The 16288-nt window shown below is 43.7% G+C and carries 17 protein-coding genes; 9 read left to right on the top strand and 8 right to left on the bottom strand.

Translation table 11 applies throughout. The features are described 5' to 3' along the window. The first annotated feature begins 11 nt into the window (after positions 1 to 11). From Y697_RS05655 to Y697_RS05645, 3 genes are read left to right on the top strand one after another with little or no spacing between them, the layout of a single operon-like run. Positions 12 to 530, top strand: a complete 519-nt coding sequence (locus Y697_RS05655; RefSeq protein WP_006486481.1) for a GNAT family N-acetyltransferase — start codon at positions 12 to 14, stop codon at positions 528 to 530. Continuing rightward, positions 512 to 1528 carry a PseG/SpsG family protein gene (locus Y697_RS05650; RefSeq protein ID WP_006486480.1) on the top strand — a complete coding sequence of 339 codons (1017 nt, stop codon included), beginning with the start codon at positions 512 to 514 and terminating at the stop codon, positions 1526 to 1528. Before Y697_RS05655 ends, Y697_RS05650 begins: the two co-directional genes overlap by 19 nt. Next, the gene (locus Y697_RS05645) at positions 1522 to 2241 is read left to right on the top strand and encodes a cytidylyltransferase domain-containing protein (protein ID WP_006486479.1); all 720 of its coding nucleotides are present in this window, start codon (positions 1522 to 1524) and stop codon (positions 2239 to 2241) included. The genes Y697_RS05650 and Y697_RS05645 overlap by 7 nt, the downstream gene beginning before the upstream one ends. A gap of 184 nt (positions 2242 to 2425) precedes the next feature. Here Y697_RS05645 and Y697_RS05640 read toward each other — a convergent pair whose 3' ends face one another. After that, complete coding sequence (locus Y697_RS05640; protein ID WP_121550702.1) at positions 2426 to 3589, bottom strand: glycosyltransferase; 1164 nt, start codon at positions 3587 to 3589, stop codon at positions 2426 to 2428. Positions 3590 to 4401: 812 nt separating this feature from the next. Then, entirely contained in the window at positions 4402 to 5913 is a 1512-nt protein-coding gene (locus tag Y697_RS05635) for a S8 family peptidase (protein ID WP_121550701.1), read from the bottom strand. A 1397-nt stretch (positions 5914 to 7310) separates the two neighbouring features. Here Y697_RS05635 and Y697_RS05625 point away from each other — a divergent pair. Genes Y697_RS05625 through Y697_RS05615 form a run of 3 tightly spaced genes read left to right on the top strand, consistent with a single transcriptional unit; the run spans position 7311 to position 8926 of the window. Next, positions 7311 to 7661: a helix-turn-helix domain-containing protein gene (locus Y697_RS05625; protein ID WP_121550699.1), complete on the top strand. Its 351-nt coding sequence runs from the start codon at positions 7311 to 7313 to the stop codon at positions 7659 to 7661. Then, positions 7654 to 8403 carry an ImmA/IrrE family metallo-endopeptidase gene (locus Y697_RS05620; protein WP_121550698.1) on the top strand — a complete coding sequence of 250 codons (750 nt, stop codon included), beginning with the start codon at positions 7654 to 7656 and terminating at the stop codon, positions 8401 to 8403. The genes Y697_RS05625 and Y697_RS05620 overlap by 8 nt, the downstream gene beginning before the upstream one ends. Next, the gene (locus tag Y697_RS05615) at positions 8396 to 8926 is read left to right on the top strand and encodes a hypothetical protein (protein WP_121550697.1); all 531 of its coding nucleotides are present in this window, start codon (positions 8396 to 8398) and stop codon (positions 8924 to 8926) included. Before Y697_RS05620 ends, Y697_RS05615 begins: the two co-directional genes overlap by 8 nt. A 108-nt stretch (positions 8927 to 9034) precedes the next feature. On the opposite strand, the gene Y697_RS14595 is transcribed toward Y697_RS05615, so the two are convergent. Further along, a complete protein-coding gene (locus Y697_RS14595; RefSeq protein ID WP_183083729.1) occupies positions 9035 to 9211 on the bottom strand; it encodes a hypothetical protein in 177 nt (58 codons plus the stop codon). 328 nt (positions 9212 to 9539) lie between these two features. On the opposite strand from Y697_RS14595, the gene Y697_RS05610 reads away from it, so the two are divergent. After that, positions 9540 to 9839, top strand: coding sequence for a GIY-YIG nuclease family protein (locus Y697_RS05610; protein ID WP_014730852.1), 300 nt, complete (start codon positions 9540 to 9542; stop codon positions 9837 to 9839). Positions 9840 to 10204: 365 nt separating this feature from the next. On the opposite strand, the gene Y697_RS05605 is transcribed toward Y697_RS05610, so the two are convergent. The 5 genes from Y697_RS05605 to Y697_RS05580 all read right to left on the bottom strand — a co-directional run bounded on the left by Y697_RS05605 (position 10205) and on the right by Y697_RS05580 (position 14715). Beyond that, on the bottom strand, positions 10205 to 10561 hold the full coding sequence (locus tag Y697_RS05605) for a four helix bundle protein (protein ID WP_014730851.1): 357 nt from the start codon (positions 10559 to 10561) through the stop codon (positions 10205 to 10207). A 350-nt stretch (positions 10562 to 10911) separates the two neighbouring features. After that, positions 10912 to 11769: a hypothetical protein gene (locus Y697_RS05595; RefSeq protein ID WP_183083728.1), complete on the bottom strand. Its 858-nt coding sequence runs from the start codon at positions 11767 to 11769 to the stop codon at positions 10912 to 10914. Then, positions 11747 to 12334 (bottom strand): DUF6036 family nucleotidyltransferase, encoded by a 588-nt coding sequence (locus Y697_RS05590; protein ID WP_121550694.1) that lies wholly within the window; start codon positions 12332 to 12334, stop codon positions 11747 to 11749. The genes Y697_RS05595 and Y697_RS05590 overlap by 23 nt, the downstream gene beginning before the upstream one ends. A 748-nt stretch (positions 12335 to 13082) precedes the next feature. After that, complete coding sequence (locus tag Y697_RS05585) at positions 13083 to 14075, bottom strand: nucleotidyl transferase AbiEii/AbiGii toxin family protein (protein WP_121550693.1); 993 nt, start codon at positions 14073 to 14075, stop codon at positions 13083 to 13085. After that, entirely contained in the window at positions 14059 to 14715 is a 657-nt protein-coding gene (locus Y697_RS05580; protein WP_183083727.1) for a DUF6088 family protein, read from the bottom strand. Before Y697_RS05580 ends, Y697_RS05585 begins: the two co-directional genes overlap by 17 nt. Positions 14716 to 15567: 852 nt before the next feature. On the opposite strand from Y697_RS05580, the gene Y697_RS05575 reads away from it, so the two are divergent. Further along, positions 15568 to 15765 carry a hypothetical protein gene (locus tag Y697_RS05575; RefSeq protein WP_014730846.1) on the top strand — a complete coding sequence of 66 codons (198 nt, stop codon included), beginning with the start codon at positions 15568 to 15570 and terminating at the stop codon, positions 15763 to 15765. Positions 15766 to 15838: 73 nt separating this feature from the next. Continuing rightward, positions 15839 to 15961, top strand: coding sequence for a type II toxin-antitoxin system RelE/ParE family toxin (locus Y697_RS15135; protein ID WP_121550691.1), 123 nt, complete (start codon positions 15839 to 15841; stop codon positions 15959 to 15961). Positions 15962 to 16288: the final 327 nt, after the last annotated feature.

Below are 16288 nucleotides of genomic sequence, written 5' to 3'. Positions count from 1 at the left end.
GGGGTTCCTGAATGATTTTAGAAGAGGGAGATGTACTTCTGCGTCCGCTAAGTATAAAGGACACGGAGTTCTTGCTTGGTATAAGAAACGATCTTGAATTTGCCGATGAATTCTTTTCCGATCCTCCCGTATATGACTTCTCTCATAATAGTTGGCTCCAATCCGCAGCAAAGAATAACATAGAATTGATAGTAGAATTCAAATCAGAAAGAGCTGGACAGATAAGATTGACCGATATCGACTACAGACATCAAAAAGCTCAATTTGGAATACTGATTGCGAAGGATTTCCAGGGAAAGGGGATCGCATTTGGTTCTAGTAAGATCTTCATAGAATACGTATTCAGAAATCTTCCTATTAATAAAATTTACCTTGAGCTATTTGCAAACAACATACCTGCGTTTAAACTATACGAGAAATTGGGGTTTAGCGAAGAAGGTCGTTTTAGGCAAGAGTATTTTAAGCGTGGCGAATTCAAAGATACAATTAGGATGTCTATCCTGAGAGAAAAATGGATAAAAACAAGATAGAGAAAGTTCTATTCAAAACTGTCGCAAGTAATAGTATCGGTTTTGGCCACCTATTCAGATGTCTCTCTCTTGCAGAAGCGCTAGAATCGTACGGTATTAACAGTGTCTTTCTTGCGAATGCAGAAGCTGAAAATAAGATCTCCGAATATGGATTTGCTTTTATGTGCTCAGAAAGCTTCAACTACAACGATATAGAGAGAATAAGAACTATTGATCCCGACGTTGTGGTTGTTGATTCGTATCTTGCTAATTCAAGTTATATTGAAGGATTGGCAAAAGAGCATTTTCTCGTTCAGTTCGATGACAACAACGACATTTGCGGCGAGATTTCCGCAGATATTCTCATCAACGGCAATATTCATGCCGGAGATTTGAACTATGTTTCCAAGAAGAAAAGGACAAGATTCTTGCTAGGCCCGGAATATCTTGTGATGAAAAGTGAATACTGGAGTCCTGAAAGCTCCGATGAGAGCGAGAAGAGTCTAATTATAACTACTGGTGGAGCAGATTTCTTTGATCTGATGCCAAAGTTCTTGGAGGCTCTGAAAACATTGCCAGTGAAAAAGAAAGTTATCGTTGGCCCCGGCTTTTCACAGAGTCAAATTTGGAAACTGGAGATGTTATCCAAATACATGACAGACTCCGAACTAATATATACACCTTCTAGCTTGAAGGACTACATTGCTCACTCCTCGATTGTTCTTTCTGCCTCTGGTTCAACTATTTATGAGATACTCGCAATGAAGCGTTTGCCCGTAATCTTTACTATCGCAGATAACCAGAGAATGATATCCAAAAAGCTTGAGGGCTTTGGCATAACGAATCTTGGATGGCATGAGAATATTGATTTTGAAAAACTTCCTGAAATAATCCAACGGGAAACAGATATCAAAGAAGCAAAGAAGAATGACCTAGCGGAGTTGTTCTCAAAATTTGATGGGAAAGGCGTAATGAGAACTGCTAAAGCAATAGTTGATGAGGTGAATAAACGATGGTAGCAGCAATTATACAAGCAAGACTCGGTTCCACAAGAAGTCCGGGCAAAACAATGAAGTTGATTGGTAATAAGCCTCTTCTTGAATATTCAGTAGATAGAGCTAAACAGGCAAGGTATATCGATAAAGTGATAGTTGCAACTACTACTTCAAATATAGATGATTTGATCTCAGAATGGTGCAAGGAGAAAGGAATTGATTTTCTTAGAGGAAGCGAAGATGATGTTCTAGATAGATACTTTCAAACTGCTTCAAATTTCAAAGCCGATATCATTGTAAGGGTCACTTCTGACTGCCCATTTGTTGATCCAGAAGTAATGGACTTGCTTATCTTAACCCAAAAGGTATTAAGTGCCGATTATGTCTCCAATCGATTGAAGAAAAGGACTTGGCCGCATGGTTTGGATATTGAAGTATTCACTTTCGACGCTTTGGAAATTGCCTGGAAAAACGGAAAAGAAAAGAGAGAGAGAGAGCATGTAACACCTTACATAATTGAACACCCTGAGCTATTCAAACTCATTGAGGTGCCTCTGCAAGAGGATTTATCGCACTACAGGCTCACAGTTGATTATCCCGAAGATCTGGAATTCACGAGAATCATGGTTGAAAAGTATGACGCCAACAAAATGAACTGGCGTGAAATCATAGATCTTCTAAGAAAGTATCCGGAGCTAGTAGAAATAAATGCATCGAGGATAGATTCAAGATTATAAAATATTCATTCAAAAACGCAGTTAGATTTACTTCTCGTTATTCATACGAAGATTAAGTCAACGATTTCACGGAATCATTTTGTCTTCTACAAAGAAGCGATCTGATGTCTTCAACCAGAGTCTGCTAAGGCGCTATTATCAATTATCAAAAGAATCTAACCTAAAAAAAGGTGATCTATGTTCGCTAAGTATCCCGATAGTGATTCTTTATCAGTGACTCATACAGCTTGAGTAATTTGTCGTAAACTATGTCTGAACCGAATCTTTCTACTGCAGATTGTCTGATGGAATACTGATCCCAAGTCTTTGTAAGGGCCTCCAACAAGCAATCAGCGTATTCCTTAGGATCCCTTGAAGAGATAATAAAACCATTATGCCCATTTAGAACAATGTCTTCGCTCCCGAAATTACGAGTTGCAACAACGGGCAAGCCAGCTAACATTCCTTCGACTTGGCTTATTCCAAAACTTTCCGCTATGCTAGGGAACGCAAACAGATCTCCGCAGGAAAGGTAGGACTGTATCTTACTGTTGTCTATTCTTCCAAGAAACCTAATGCGTTCTTGAAGCCGGAGATTACTGGACAACTGTCGGAGAGATTTCTCTTCTGGCCCTTCACCTACAATCCAAATCTCAAGTTCCGGTATTTGCTTCTTCAGGATTGCTGTTGAGTTAATGAGAAGTTCGTGGCCTTTCTTCTTGTGCAAAGATGCGATGTTTATAATTACTTTCTTATCACTTACTCCCATTTCAGAACGCCTTTCTGCACGTTCACTCGCTGAAGGAATTCTGAAAGATTTCTCATCGACATAGTTCTGTAAATGCATGATCTTTTTACTGAGAATCTCCCATCTGTAAAGGTCAATGATATCTATCGAGTTTGGTCTAGTTACCATGTCACTAGCGACTATGGCTTCCTTGCACTTGTTTGGGTCCTTAACAATGAGGTCTTCAAACCACCAATGGTTTTCATGAAGAGTTACCAAATAAGGACAATCAAACCTTGAAGACAATTCCTTACCTAAAGGTGCGTTGTTTGAAAAGTGGCAGTGAATAATGTCTGGTCTCAAGCTGTACCGGTTATGAAGCGTTGAGAAAACACTCTCAAAATACCTTTCCTGTAGAAACGATGGGAGTTTTCCAAGTCCCTTTTGGGATCTTATGATTAACTTTTCCTCACGAACCTGAACGTCGTGACTGAAGTAAGCAAGCATGTACTCAGCTGCATCGAGAACTCTACTGTCAAGCCCTCTAGATCGTTGCATTTCTACTAGTTTCTTCACAAAGATACATGAAATTGGATTATCTTCTGTAGGATATTTCCCTGCAGCAACATGTAATACGTTCATTCGGTATCTCTCCCAACAGTCTGCAATTAAAAAGCGTACTCTAAACAAACACCAAATTAGCAGATCGCTTTGGTACAAATGCCGTATCTATTAATAGCACATGTTGATTGAAAAATGAAATGAAAGACAATTAGGTTAAATTTATTGTACTATAGGATTATTCAAGAAACGTTATCCCTGAACTAATGATTTATGTTGCATTGAACGGATGAAGTTACTATCCTAGATTTTCCAGATGTTGGGAAACACAGTTTGTGGAGAATATTTAATTCAGTACAATGGATTGATCTAGATCACTAAGTGAAATGTAACGGTGGCATGAATTAGAGATATGATCACAATAGACTAATCCTGTCATCATTTGCTGAATCACTTATAGCTTGGTAGGTGCAGTTCTGATTGTCAACTCAAAAAACCACAAACCCTTCTTGCCAAACGTACGCAGAAACCCGTTCTGAAGTGCCTATACTTATTACTCCCTTGGAGCCAATTGTCAATTAGATTCTATAGTTTGAGTGCCTCAAAGATATGTTGTAACATGGGAAAGCAGAAGACTCTATGAAATACTTGATGGAGTAGAGATTGCGATACGAAATAAAAGAAAAGTTCCAAATAAGAAAGCAGAAGACCCTTTCTCTCCATAGATGAATCAAGAGCTTCAATCCTTCTTTCACAGTAGCATCTAGTAAATAGCCATCAGGAACATCTTGAAACTAGAAGCCGCTATCATTAGACCATCATATGCGAATAGTCATCATTATGACCTTGCATAATGTTTGGAAATCTATGTTCTTGATTTGCCCGGCTATCTCCTATTTCTCAAAACCATTTTCAGGAAATACACCGTCCCAAGTGTACCCAGCTGCCGTGACATCCGTGACAACAGTCGAATAAGTCCCCGACGGTGCATTGACAAGTGTGAACTTGGCGACTCCCGAAGTATCTGTTGTGATCGTTCCGACAAAGTACGAGGAGCTACCGTTATTGAGATAGACCTCTATCGAAACACTTGCTTCGCCGACAACCGGCTCCAGGTGAACTGAAACATACATATGCTTGGCATTTCTGCTCAATGAATAGCTGACATTGGAGACTGTTACTGTACCGGGTTCGGGATCAGGATCCGGATCAGGTGGAGTGCTTCCAGAGGCCGCTTGGACTGCTAGATCCGCTCTGACCAGCCCATATCCCTGATGTTCCTGTTTAAGCCCCAGATTTTCTGCCGTCTGTTGAAGAATCGATCTTACCTCAACGTTAGTCAATGAAGAGTTTGCAGCAAGAACAAGGGCTGCAACTCCAGCAGCATGGGGCGAAGCCATAGAAGTCCCGCTGTAATAAGCATAACCGCCTCCGGGAATACTGCTCAATATGCTTACACCGGGCGCAATTAATTCTACGTCGGGTCCTGTACTCGAGAAAGAAGCTCGCGCATCGTTGGAATCGGAAGCCGCGACAGCAATAACAGAAGCGTATCCTCCGGGATATTCAACGGTGTCCCTATTTCCAGGTCTATTGCCGCTGTTCCCTGCCGCTGCGACTATGAGAACTCCTTCGGCAAAGGCTGCGTTGCATGCATCCTCGAGGGATTGCACATCGCTTGTAGTACCCAGACTCATATTGATGATATCGATGTCGTTGACTATTGCCCACTGAATTCCAGCAATAATCCAATCAAGATAACCGCTTCCTGTTGAGTCGAGGACCTTAACAGCATAAAGAGACGCAGAAGGCGCAACACCGTAGACTCCGCTATTATTGGAGTAGATCGCAGCAACAGTTCCTGAAACATGAGTCCCGTGTCCGTTGTTATCGGAATAAGAATCAGTTCCTGTAAAGTCATCCCCTCCTGCAACCTTGCCTTGGAGATCGGGATGGGTTCCATCAATTCCAGTGTCGAGAATAGCGACTTTAACACCGTCTCCAGTTGATGTGACCCATGTTGGGAACTCGAAAGACTCGTCTCCAAAGATCCTATCCATACCCCACAAATACTGCTCTTCAAGAGCATGAAGTTGAATGTTTGGTTCTACATAGACTATATGAGGATTTCTTAGCAATCCGTCAATCGCCTCAACGGGAATCTTCGCGGACAAAGCTTTGATAAAGTTGAACTCCGCGTAGACCTCGCCACCGAAAGCCTTGACAAGAGCCTTGTCGGGCAGACCGGAGAAACCTATGATCACCCTCGCCTGCCCATCCACAGCTTGCAGAGACCAGTCTGTAGTATCAGAATTAGGAACATCAATAGTCTTCACGCACCCTGAAACCAAAAAAGCAACAACTAAAACAATCAAGCCGATGGATAGGGCAATCTTCCTCTTCATATAATCACCCCCAAGATTGTATTCGCCATAGTATACAACTAATGCAAACCAATCCGTAATGAACATCACGAGTCGATCGTATGAACTATCTAGCTTAAGTTGCTTCTGACGATAATACTATAAAGAATCGAATTATGGAGTCCGCACCCGGCGCCTAAAGAACCGCAGAACGCTTTAAAAAGCCGAGAAAAAGCATATCCGAGAGCTCGCTTCGCTCACGAGAAGAGAGAGACCGTGATCCTGACCAGGAGCATTGTCAGGATGACGTGAAGGGATGTCATCACTTAAGCTTATTCTGATGAGCACTTCTTCTGTCATCCCTTTAGCATGCACTGAAATCTACTCACGGGCGAACAGCCGTTCGCCCCTACAAAAAGAATCGCATATACGTCTGACATTGTCATCCCGTAATGATCCTGTACGGGATCTCACATTCGGAAACCGCTATACGCATAGAAGCAAAACCCGCTAATCGCTGGGAAGACAACGTTGTCCGTCAGCGGTCCTCCGTTCTCCGAATTAGCCCACAAATTCGTCTGAACTTGTTTCAGCATCTTTCTCTTCAAGAACCGGTTCTGACAACCCGCTTCCACAACCCGATCTTCATTATCCGTTCCTAGACGTGGCTCTTTCCCCGCGAAGCGGGCCTTGCGTCCCGGGATGAACTTCCCGGCCTTGCGTCCGCCGATGATCTTCGGCGCATTGCGACTTTTGCTATGGTCTGTCCCATTTTTCGCTTTATGAATCGAGATCCTGACCAGTATCATTGTCAGGATGACGCGTAGCGGAACTGGCCTAGCCGAAGGCGAGACGGCCAGGAGCATTGTCAGGATGACATGAAGGGCAGTCATACAGTGAGCCTATGCGATTTCATCCCTTAAGCCTGCACTGAAATCCACTCACGGGCGAACAGCCGTTCGCCCCTACAATAGAATCGCATAATCGTCTGACATTGTCATCCCGTGATGCCCCCGCACGGGATCTCATTTCCCGCATAGCGGAAATGGCCTGCGTCAGCAGACTGCGCTGAAGATCTTTCAAATGTAATATGCTCTTATCGGAGGACGGAGAACCCTTGACGGTTGACCTGCGATACCTCCTGCGAAGCAGCCTCACTTCCCCGGATGTTTTTCCGGGCATCACTTCCTGGGATGCACTTCCCAGCATCACTTCCCGACAAAGTCGGCCTCGCCTCCTGTTAAAGGCGCCTTGCGTCTTGCAACTCTCTCGTGTCGGAAGACGGAGGACCGTTGACGGTGAACCAGAAAGAGCTTCCCGACAAAGTGGAACTTCGCTCCATTCTCAACCAACCAACTCATTCAATGTGTCATACAATAAAGATAAATGACTATTGTAGATATGACAAGTGATATAATATTGTCTGGGAGGGGATCGATATGCTAGGCGGGAAAGCTTTAGGCGCGAGGTTGAAGGAACTACGAGTGAAGAGCTCAATAACCCAGAGTCAACTTGCAGAGTATCTCGGGGTGGATCAGAGTTACATCTCGAAATTCGAAAGCGGTCAGCGACAGCTAAGTGTGCTTTCTCTCGAAAAACTTGCTAATCTTTTTGGTCTGCCTGTCGAATCATTACTGGAAGGAGAGTTTTGTCTCGAGCAGATTCCCTTTGCAATGAGAGCTAGACAATTGGAATCTGAGGACCTGGAATCAATTGCTGTCATAAACCGAATTGCTTTGAACCTTAGGGATATGCAGAGAATGGCAGAGGTCTACACAGACAATGCTTGATGATATTCAGATAAATGCAAACGCTCTTTGGATGAGAAAACAACTTGGCGAAGATGTTTTCTCTCCAATAGACATCTTCGCTGTTCTTGGTAGCATACATGATTTGACTCTTGTCTATTACCCTTTGGGCAAAAGAATCAGCGGGATGTGTTTAAGAGATAAAGACAACAAGATAATGGCCATAAACTCAGAGCAAACATACGGCAGACAGCGCTTCACTGCGGCCCACGAGCTCTGCCACATCTATTTCCACAAAGAACTCCATAGAGTTGTCTGCCCAGCAGCATTTGATGAAAAAGACGCGGCTGAAATCGAAGCCAACAAATTCGCGTCGTATTTTCTGGCCCCGTATGAATCACTTAGAGAATTTCTTGAACGGCGAATTCAGAAAGAAGAAGAAATTACGCTGGAAGATGTGGTACGGGTTGAGCAGTATTACGGCCTAAGCAGGCAGGCAACACTAATTCGACTTATCAGAGAAGGATACTTGACGAAAGCAAAGGCAGCTGAAATGCAAACTGGAGTTATCAAGTCAGCTCAAGAACAGGGTTATGATGTATCACTGTACAGACCCTCTTCTGGGGAGAAGAAAGCCACAACATTCGGCAAGTATGTGAAACTTGCCGAAACACTGAGGGAAAGAGAAGTGATCTCCAAAGGGCTATATGAACAATACCTTCTTGAAGCTTTCAGGTCAGATATCGTATACGGAACCGAAGAAGACGAAGAGAGATATGATTGAGCCAATATTCTTTGACACCGACTGTATTTCTTCATTCTTGTGGGTCGACAGGACAGACATATTGATAAGCCTTTACCCAAAGAGAATAGTTCTTCCAGAACAAGTACTAGACGAGCTTTCAAATCCAAGCATAAGTCATCTTTCAAGCAAAGTGAATCAGCTGCTGTCTCAAGATGAAATTAGAAAGGCCGAAATGCTTGTCGGTACAGAAGAATTCAAACTTTACTACATGCTGACAAGAAACCCGCAGAGTGGACAGAAACGTATAGGAAAAGGCGAGGCTTCAGCAATAGCACTAGCAAAGGTACGCAAAGGAGTGTTGGCAAGCAACAACTTGAAGGACATTCAATACTATATTCAGTTATTTCATCTCAGAAACCTAACGACTCCGATGATTCTTCATACTGCGTTACTCAAAGGTTTAGTAGATGAATCTGAAGGAAATACCATTTGGAGCCAAATGATCAAGAAACGACGAAAACTTCCCACCCTAACATTCACCGATTACCTCAACACACTTTAGAAACCGCTGTAGGCTGTAATAGCAGTCCTCAGTTGGCCGTCCAAGAGCGAGGACCCGTTCTCCGATAAGACCAATCGAGAAAGAACATGGTAGAGACATTCGCTACGCTCACGAGAAGGCGTCTCTCTTCTCTCTCTTCCTCTCTCCTCTTCTCGCTTTTTCGCATGTCCCATTTTTCGCGTCTCTTTCCAGAACGGCTCTTCTCGCTTTTGTCGGAGCAGTCCAGAATTTGACGGACTTGTCGGCCAGGTCGGAGTGATAAGATCTCTGTGAAGGGACTGTCATCCAGTAATCCTCCTATACGGGATCTCGCACTAAGAACCGCTCTGCGCCTGAGAACGAAGACCCGCTGACCGCTGTAAGCGAAAATAGGGACGGACCGGGTCCTATGGTCTGTCCCTTTTTCGCGAGGGGCAGGGATCCTGACCAGGAGCGTTGTCAGGATGACGTGAAAGGGAGTCATCCCGTAAAGCCTGCCCTGATGGACGTTTCTTCTGTCATCCCGTGATGTTCCTGCACGGGATCTAGTCCTTCTCTTCACAGGCACTCATCAAGAGCAAATCACAATGCTATCATAATAATACTCATTTTCTGATTCATATGAGGTGATGTAATGAATTCGGGGTTTGTTTACATAATGACAAATCCTTCCAGAAATGTGTTCTATATTGGTGTAACAAACAATCTCTTTCGAAGGGTCTTTGAGCACAAGAACAAGATGATAGAAGGCTTCACTCATAAGTACAATTGTGTAGTCGTTGTCTACTATGAGTACTTTGAAACAATCAAAGAGGCTATCAGAAGAGAAAAGCAGCTGAAAAGCTGGAAGAGAGAATGGAAACTGAGGCTGATTAAGACAAGAAATCCAGACCTTCGAGACCTTTGGGAAGACATAAGAGAAAGTTATCGTTAGATACAAAAAGATACAGCATCTTGATCTGCATAAGTCAATGACAACTTCAGGTTTAGAAATTAGATGAAGCTATTGTGACCCAGATCCTGACCAGGAGCATTGTCAGGATGACGTGAAGGGATGTCATCACTTAAGCTTATTCTGATGAGCGCCTCTTCTGTCATCCCTTTAGCCTGCACTGAAATCCACTCACGGGCGAACAGCCGTTCGCCCCTACAAAAAGAATCGCATAATTGTCTGACATTGTCATCCCGTAATGATCCTGCACGGGATCTCATCTCCCGCATAGCGGAAATGGCCTGCGTCAGCAGACTGTCTCTTTTCTGCCTCCTGCGCAGCAGCCTCACTTCCCGACAAAGTCGAGCTCACTTGTTATTCCTAAGGTACTTCGTCATAGCAACTATCTTATGCGAAAGATCCTCGATTCTCTTTTGAAGAGTTGAGAAATCTTCTTGAGTCAGGTATCCAATCTCCCTCGCAATATAGAGCTGGGTTATTAATTCATAGAGTGACCCTCTGGCAACACTCAGGAAGTTAATGAAGTCCTTTGCAGATGAACGACCTTTCCCTTCTGCGATATTAGAGGGTACAGAAACCGCAGCTCTTCTTATTTGGTCGGTTAGACTATAGAGCTCTTTCTTAGGGAATTTCTCTGTGAGAACATAAACATCCTTTGCAAGCTCAACACCCAGCTTCCAGATATTAAGCCTTTCGATCTCCATGATCTATCCTCCTCAAAATGAACTGAGGATAATATATCATCTGAAAACTCACCATTCAAGTACTTTCATGCAGTCATTTTGTTTTGTTGTTTGCCTCCTGGCGCGAAAGCGCCAGCATCACTTCCCGACGAAGTCGGCATCACTTCCCCGGATGGTCTTCCGGGCCTCACTTCCTGCGGAGCAGCATCACTTCTTAATTGATCGCCGATGATCTTCGGCGCCTTGCGTCTTGCTTGCAACTCTTGTCGGAGGACGGAGAACCGTTGACGGTTGACCTGAGAGGCTTCCTGCGAAGCTGCCTCACATTCGGTGATATTCACAAAAATTGACACCTGCTCCATCTGAGTATATTAGCGGGCGTTAATACTCTCACAGACCGGACAAAGACATGTGTAGTACTCAGCAACATTCTCATAAAACTCGTCTGCTGTTGATCCTGAGAGACTTAAGTTGCATTCGCCAGCCTTCTGAAGATAGTCAGAAAGTTTTCTTTTAATATCCATGAATGCTGAAAAGACTAGATATTCATCATCAATGAGCTCATCTGTGAGACATCCTTCTAACATCAGTAGCGAAGCAAGAAGAAACCATGGAGAACTAATCGGCTGAATTTCGAATTCAAAAAACTTGGCGAACTGTCTTTGAGCGGAAAAGAGTCTCTCCCGCGATGATCTTCTCTCTACCAAAACACCGGCCTTAGCCAGCTTCTCTAGTTCCAGAAGTACCGCCTTCTGATTGAGAAAGCGATAGGTTGCTATTTGATTCGAATTTGCGCTTCCCTTGGTCAGCAAATGGAATATCACGTCTGCTCTGGTAGTAGATCCAAAGAGCAGTCTCAGTCTAACAAGCAAGTTCGCCATGTCTTTTGCATTAGGCTCAGTGATATACTTGCTGGAAGTAGTGGCAGCTTGGATTTCGTGAAAATTATCGCGTAGTTCAATATGATCGGTCACAGTCTTCCAAAGTCTTTTCAAGCGAGAATGATTAATGTATTGGAGGTTCACTTTGCTCCAGTCCAGAGAGATCTTTTCTAGACGCTTTTCGTATTTACAGAAATAACTCGAAAAGGCAATAGCGCACTCCGGATCACTAAAAGAGGTCACCCTTTGCTCAGCTCTCGACCATGCACCAAGATTTACCCACTGGTTCCACAGCATCCCAACGGCATTATCTACAATCAATCTCTTAAAGCTCTTTGGATGCATCATCAAAACCAAGCCTCCGCAAAAGATCAATCATGATTCCTCTAAAAGTCAACGAGACATCATGACTCATTGTCCATTTCGCTGCCTCTACAATCTCTTTCTCCGTTGGTTCTAACTTCATCAGATCATCTACGTGATACCCGCCGCGGTCAGCTGAAGCGTACAACTTAAAGTAAATCTGATCTGTTCGCGAAATATAATAAACAGAAAGAGAGCTCCCAATTTGAACCTTGGTTAGTCGCTCTGAAAATCCTTCAGGTAAACCGAGTTCAACTAATGATGTCGGCCCGTTGTTTATCCAGTCTTTGGGAAGGCCCATATCCCTGGCCACTTTTCCGGCAGAATCTAGAAGCCAATCCGGGAATTCGGCCCTGCTGACAACGATCTGATCCTCGACTTCCTCTGCGAAACCAACTACATCTATATCAGCAGTTGTCCTCTGGACTAAACCAAGAGCGTTCAATGCGGTACCGCCACAAACAACCAGGCCGACTTTCTTTCCAATTCTCTTTAACTGAGAATTCAAAGCCTTCAAAGCAACTTCAATATCTGAAAAACTCATATTCATCTTCATAACCTTAGTATATCACATACCACACGTTAGTACATCATATACTACTATACTTGAAAATCATGTCTGCTATTCCTTTAGGAGCCGGACTATACTTTCGCAACGTCAGTCTCTTCCAGCAGCAAAGTAACGCTCTAAGTATTGTCAATGTTCGTTTTTGAGTTTTCAAAAAGAGCGTGACCCTTGAAGAAATTTCGTCATACAATGCTTAACGGGTCAAATTACTCTTTCATTCATCACCATTGCTGAAGTATCATAAGCACTCTGTGATCCTTACTTGATTCTAAGTAACTTTCGAAAGTAGAAACTTACCGGGTCCATTAGAACCTCTGTACGCTTTAAGCGAAAATAGGGACTGACGATTCTCTTCACGTCTGTCCCTTTTTCGCGAGGGGCAGGGATCCTGACCTGGAGCGTTGTCAGGATGACGTGAAGGGTGCCATCCCCTAGGGTCTTCTCTGATGAGCGCCTCTTCTGTCATCCCTTTAGCCTGCACTGAAATCCACTCACGGACGAACAGCCGTTCGCCCCTACAAAAGAATCCCATAATCGTCTGACATTGTCATCCCGTAATGATCCTGTACGGGATCTTGTTCTTCTTGTTGTCTTGCTTTTCTAGCGATTAGCGTCTTCAAACACAAATAGGGGACTGACGAGCTCCTGACGTCTGTCCCCGTCTATTCAATAATAGAGCCCCTATTTGTCGAGGACGGATCCACGCTATTGGTCGAAACAAGGACAGCTCTTAACGAGTTCTCATTTCTTGCTCAAATTCGCGAAGAGTGGCAAGTATTTGTTCAAAAGAAGGGACCGAACCAAATATCATTGGCTTCATTTTTTCAAAGTCTTCTTCCAGTTTCTTTAGTACATTGTTGGGCGGTACTAGGCGCAACGTTGCGGGGAGTGCTTCTTCGTATTTTGCCCATGCACAATGAAAGAACTTGTCCTTGAATGCCACAACCTTATAAAGCAATTCGATGTCCTCAAGTGCTTCGCGTTTTATTGAGGTGTTGCACAACATATGAAGATCATAGTAGTGCCTGGAATACCTAAGCGGTAACCTTCCATTCTTCCTGTTGGCTTCACGGTGGAGGATAGTTGCCTTTTCCCAAAATGTACGTTTTGCTTCTACTGTTCTTACAAGAGTACTCGGCATGCGAAAAGCTTTAGGGAACTCCTCGGCGGCATATGGAGTAATGGGTTTATCGCCAGATGGAGACCACGCCGCCAAGGGTCCGATCTCCAATCTAATTTCTTGCAGTAGGCTCTGGTCAGCGAATATCTGTGGATATCTAAAGAGAACGGTCTGAGAATCATCCGGATCGACATGCAAATCGAAATCTTTAATGAACGAACTCAATGATTCTTCTAGACTCGGAACAAACTCGGTAGCGACGAACCGTTCAGTTCTCAAAGCTGCCTCCTGATTAAAACTCTCTTGCTTAGTTCTAGATCTTGATTCCCATGGTTGTGTTAACGAATATCCTAGAAGCCTCCAATCAACTATCAGATCTATATCTTCAGAAAAACGTTCTATTGCTTTATATACCTTTGAAAGAGACGTTCCACCTTTAAAGGCATAATGCTTTGAATACTTGCTGTGATGAAAGAGAACCTCAAGCAGGAAACATACCCAAAAGTCCTTCTCTATAATTGCCGGACTGATACCTCTTCTAGTTGCAGTATTTCCGAAAATGGCTCTCAGGTTTGAGCTAGTTTCGTTAGCGATGCGATACACTGTTCTCGCTCCTTTCAATCAATCTGCAGATTTCCTCATAAATCCATTTCCTGCTCTTCTGAACTCGCTTTCTCAAAGCTTCTAGTTCCTTCTTACTGAATCTTCGAAGGATCCTACTCCTGACATCAGGAGAAATCCGCTCCTTCCCCAGAGTCTTGAGTGCTTCAAGGAGGGCCGCTTCCTTATAGCTAAGTTTGCTTATTTCGCGAATAGTTCTATGTCTGAACTCTATTTTCCGTCCGTCATTGAGAGATACAGTTCTATATGGGCCATCACTTACGTACTGAAAGACATTTGGTACCTGAGTTGACAAACCCAACATATTCAAAGCTGTTTCCTTGTGCGGAGCGATTTTCCAGCCGTAGGACTCTGCATAGGCTCTAGCAAACTGATCAGGATCTGAAGCGACTTCCTCATTTACAAGTATGTTGAATTCCTGGGATTTATAGAAGCCCCTCGAAACACGAATTAACCTCCCCTCGATTTCCAGCCGTGATAGAGCTTTTCGAACACTATCATAAGTACCAAATCTTGAAAAGTCAGAGATAGAGTAAATCCTTGATTTTGGATTCCTCTTTATATAATTCGTTATTTTCTCCCTGGTGCTTATTTCTTTCATAAGGTTCACTCCTCTTGTCACAAAGAGTATATAGTATTTGTGACAACAAAGCAAGCATCAGTCCCATCGAATAGGAACTACAATGCAATTACAGTTTAACCTGTACACTTCGAGTCAAAAAACGAAAAAGAAGGACAGTCCGGAATCCTGAGTAGGAGAAATTGAGTCCCCTTTTTGCATATTGTTCTTCAAAACCCGGTTACCATAACCCGCTTCTATCAACCCGGTCTTCCTAACGCGGTCTTCTGTTTAAAACCCGCTCTAATTAGCCATATTCTCCTTTTTCCAGCGTACAGCCTTCAGTGTTTTTTATCCAAGCGGCTCTTCCCCGCGAAGCGGGCCTTGCGTCCTGGCATGATCTTTGCCAGCCCTGCGTCCCGGGATGAACTTGCCGGCCTTGCGTCCGCCGATGATCTTCGGCGCATTGCGACTTTTGCTATGGTCTGTCCCGTTTTACGCAATCGTGCGTTACTGTCATCCCCTAGGATCTTCTCTGATGAGCGCCTCTTCTGTCATCCCTTTAGCCTGCCCTGAAATCCACTCACGGGCGAACAGCCGTTCGCCCCTACAAAAGAATCCCATAATCGTCTGACATTGTCATCCCGTAAAGCCTGCCCTGAAGCGTTCCTGTTCAGGGATCCTGTACGGGATCTCACATTCGGAAACCGCTATACGCATAGAAGCAAAACCCGCTGATCGCTGTAAAGACAACGTTGTCCGTCAACGGTCCGCCATCCTCCGAGAAAAGAGTTTGCTTCCCTCCAGTCTCTTCCTCTCTCCTATTCTCATAGTTCTTAGCAAAAAAGCTGTACGTACAGCGTCGAAACGGAGAACCGCTCTTCGAAATGCTACAATTCCAGATGAGGTGATTTAATGAAAGAACCCCGCATGATTGTTAATGAAGATGGAAAACCTGTTAGCGTGATTCTTAGTATCTCTACATATAAGAAGATTCTTGATGAGTTGGAAGAATTGGAAGAGATTCGAGCATACGACAAAGCTAAGAAGTCAGCCGACGAGATTCTTCCGTTTGAAGAAGCTTTAGAAAAATCCAAGCGCAAAGATGTCTGACTCATACAAACTTCTTATTCTTAGCAAAGCTGCATAAGAGCTTCAGTCTCTTCGAGAGCCAAACTATAGCAGAATCAAGCAAAGGATATTGTTGCTAGCATCGAATCCACGTCCAAGAGGTTCAAGTAAGTTGACCGGAAGAGAGGGATGGCGGATAAGAGCTGGTGACTATCGGATTATCTATGAGATTTGTTAGCAAGATAAGTCAGTTACTATTCTGCATGTCGGACATCGCAGAAATGTATACAAGAATCTTTGAGACAGATTGTTGATGCTTCAATCCGATAAAAGGAACACCATCTTCTTAATAGTCGACTTCTGATTACGCTCCTGAAAGTAAGAAAAAGAATCGCTTTCCCGCTCTTTCGAAGAGCGTTTATCATGTTTCTTCAATTCATATCCTGTTTTCTCAGCCAAGTGCTGCTATAGGCCTTGAATGATCAAAGAGGTACTCTGGGCAGATGTCCAGTCCATTGGACCATTGAATAGTATCAAAGCTGATACAACCTGCATTCCCGGAAAT

Origin of the sequence: Mesotoga sp. BH458_6_3_2_1, assembly GCF_003664995.1 — a bacterium.
In the GTDB taxonomy this organism is placed as follows: Bacteria; Thermotogota; Thermotogae; order Petrotogales; family Kosmotogaceae; genus Mesotoga.
Note: the sequence above shows the minus strand (reverse complement) of the source record. Positions and strands in the feature narration are given on the sequence as shown.

Excerpts from the sequence above, each read along its gene's own strand:
- Y697_RS05635 (WP_121550701.1), bottom strand. The coding sequence starts at position 5,913 with ATGAAGAGGAAGATTGCCCTATCCATCGGCTTGATTGTTTTAGTTGTT.
- Y697_RS05605 (WP_014730851.1), bottom strand. The coding sequence starts at position 10,561 with ATGGAGATCGAAAGGCTTAATATCTGGAAGCTGGGTGTTGAGCTTGCA.
- Y697_RS05610 (WP_014730852.1), top strand. The coding sequence starts at position 9,540 with ATGAATTCGGGGTTTGTTTACATAATGACAAATCCTTCCAGAAATGTG.
- Y697_RS14595 (WP_183083729.1), bottom strand. The coding sequence starts at position 9,211 with ATGACAGTCCCTTCACAGAGATCTTATCACTCCGACCTGGCCGACAAG.
- Y697_RS05620 (WP_121550698.1), top strand. The coding sequence starts at position 7,654 with ATGCTTGATGATATTCAGATAAATGCAAACGCTCTTTGGATGAGAAAA.
- Y697_RS05575 (WP_014730846.1), top strand. The coding sequence starts at position 15,568 with ATGAAAGAACCCCGCATGATTGTTAATGAAGATGGAAAACCTGTTAGC.
- Y697_RS05645 (WP_006486479.1), top strand. The coding sequence starts at position 1,522 with ATGGTAGCAGCAATTATACAAGCAAGACTCGGTTCCACAAGAAGTCCG.
- Y697_RS05655 (WP_006486481.1), top strand. The coding sequence starts at position 12 with ATGATTTTAGAAGAGGGAGATGTACTTCTGCGTCCGCTAAGTATAAAG.
- Y697_RS05590 (WP_121550694.1), bottom strand. The coding sequence starts at position 12,334 with ATGAATATGAGTTTTTCAGATATTGAAGTTGCTTTGAAGGCTTTGAAT.
- Y697_RS05640 (WP_121550702.1), bottom strand. The coding sequence starts at position 3,589 with ATGAACGTATTACATGTTGCTGCAGGGAAATATCCTACAGAAGATAAT.
- Y697_RS05625 (WP_121550699.1), top strand. The coding sequence starts at position 7,311 with ATGCTAGGCGGGAAAGCTTTAGGCGCGAGGTTGAAGGAACTACGAGTG.
- Y697_RS05650 (WP_006486480.1), top strand. The coding sequence starts at position 512 with ATGGATAAAAACAAGATAGAGAAAGTTCTATTCAAAACTGTCGCAAGT.
- Y697_RS05595 (WP_183083728.1), bottom strand. The coding sequence starts at position 11,769 with ATGATGCATCCAAAGAGCTTTAAGAGATTGATTGTAGATAATGCCGTT.
- Y697_RS05615 (WP_121550697.1), top strand. The coding sequence starts at position 8,396 with ATGATTGAGCCAATATTCTTTGACACCGACTGTATTTCTTCATTCTTG.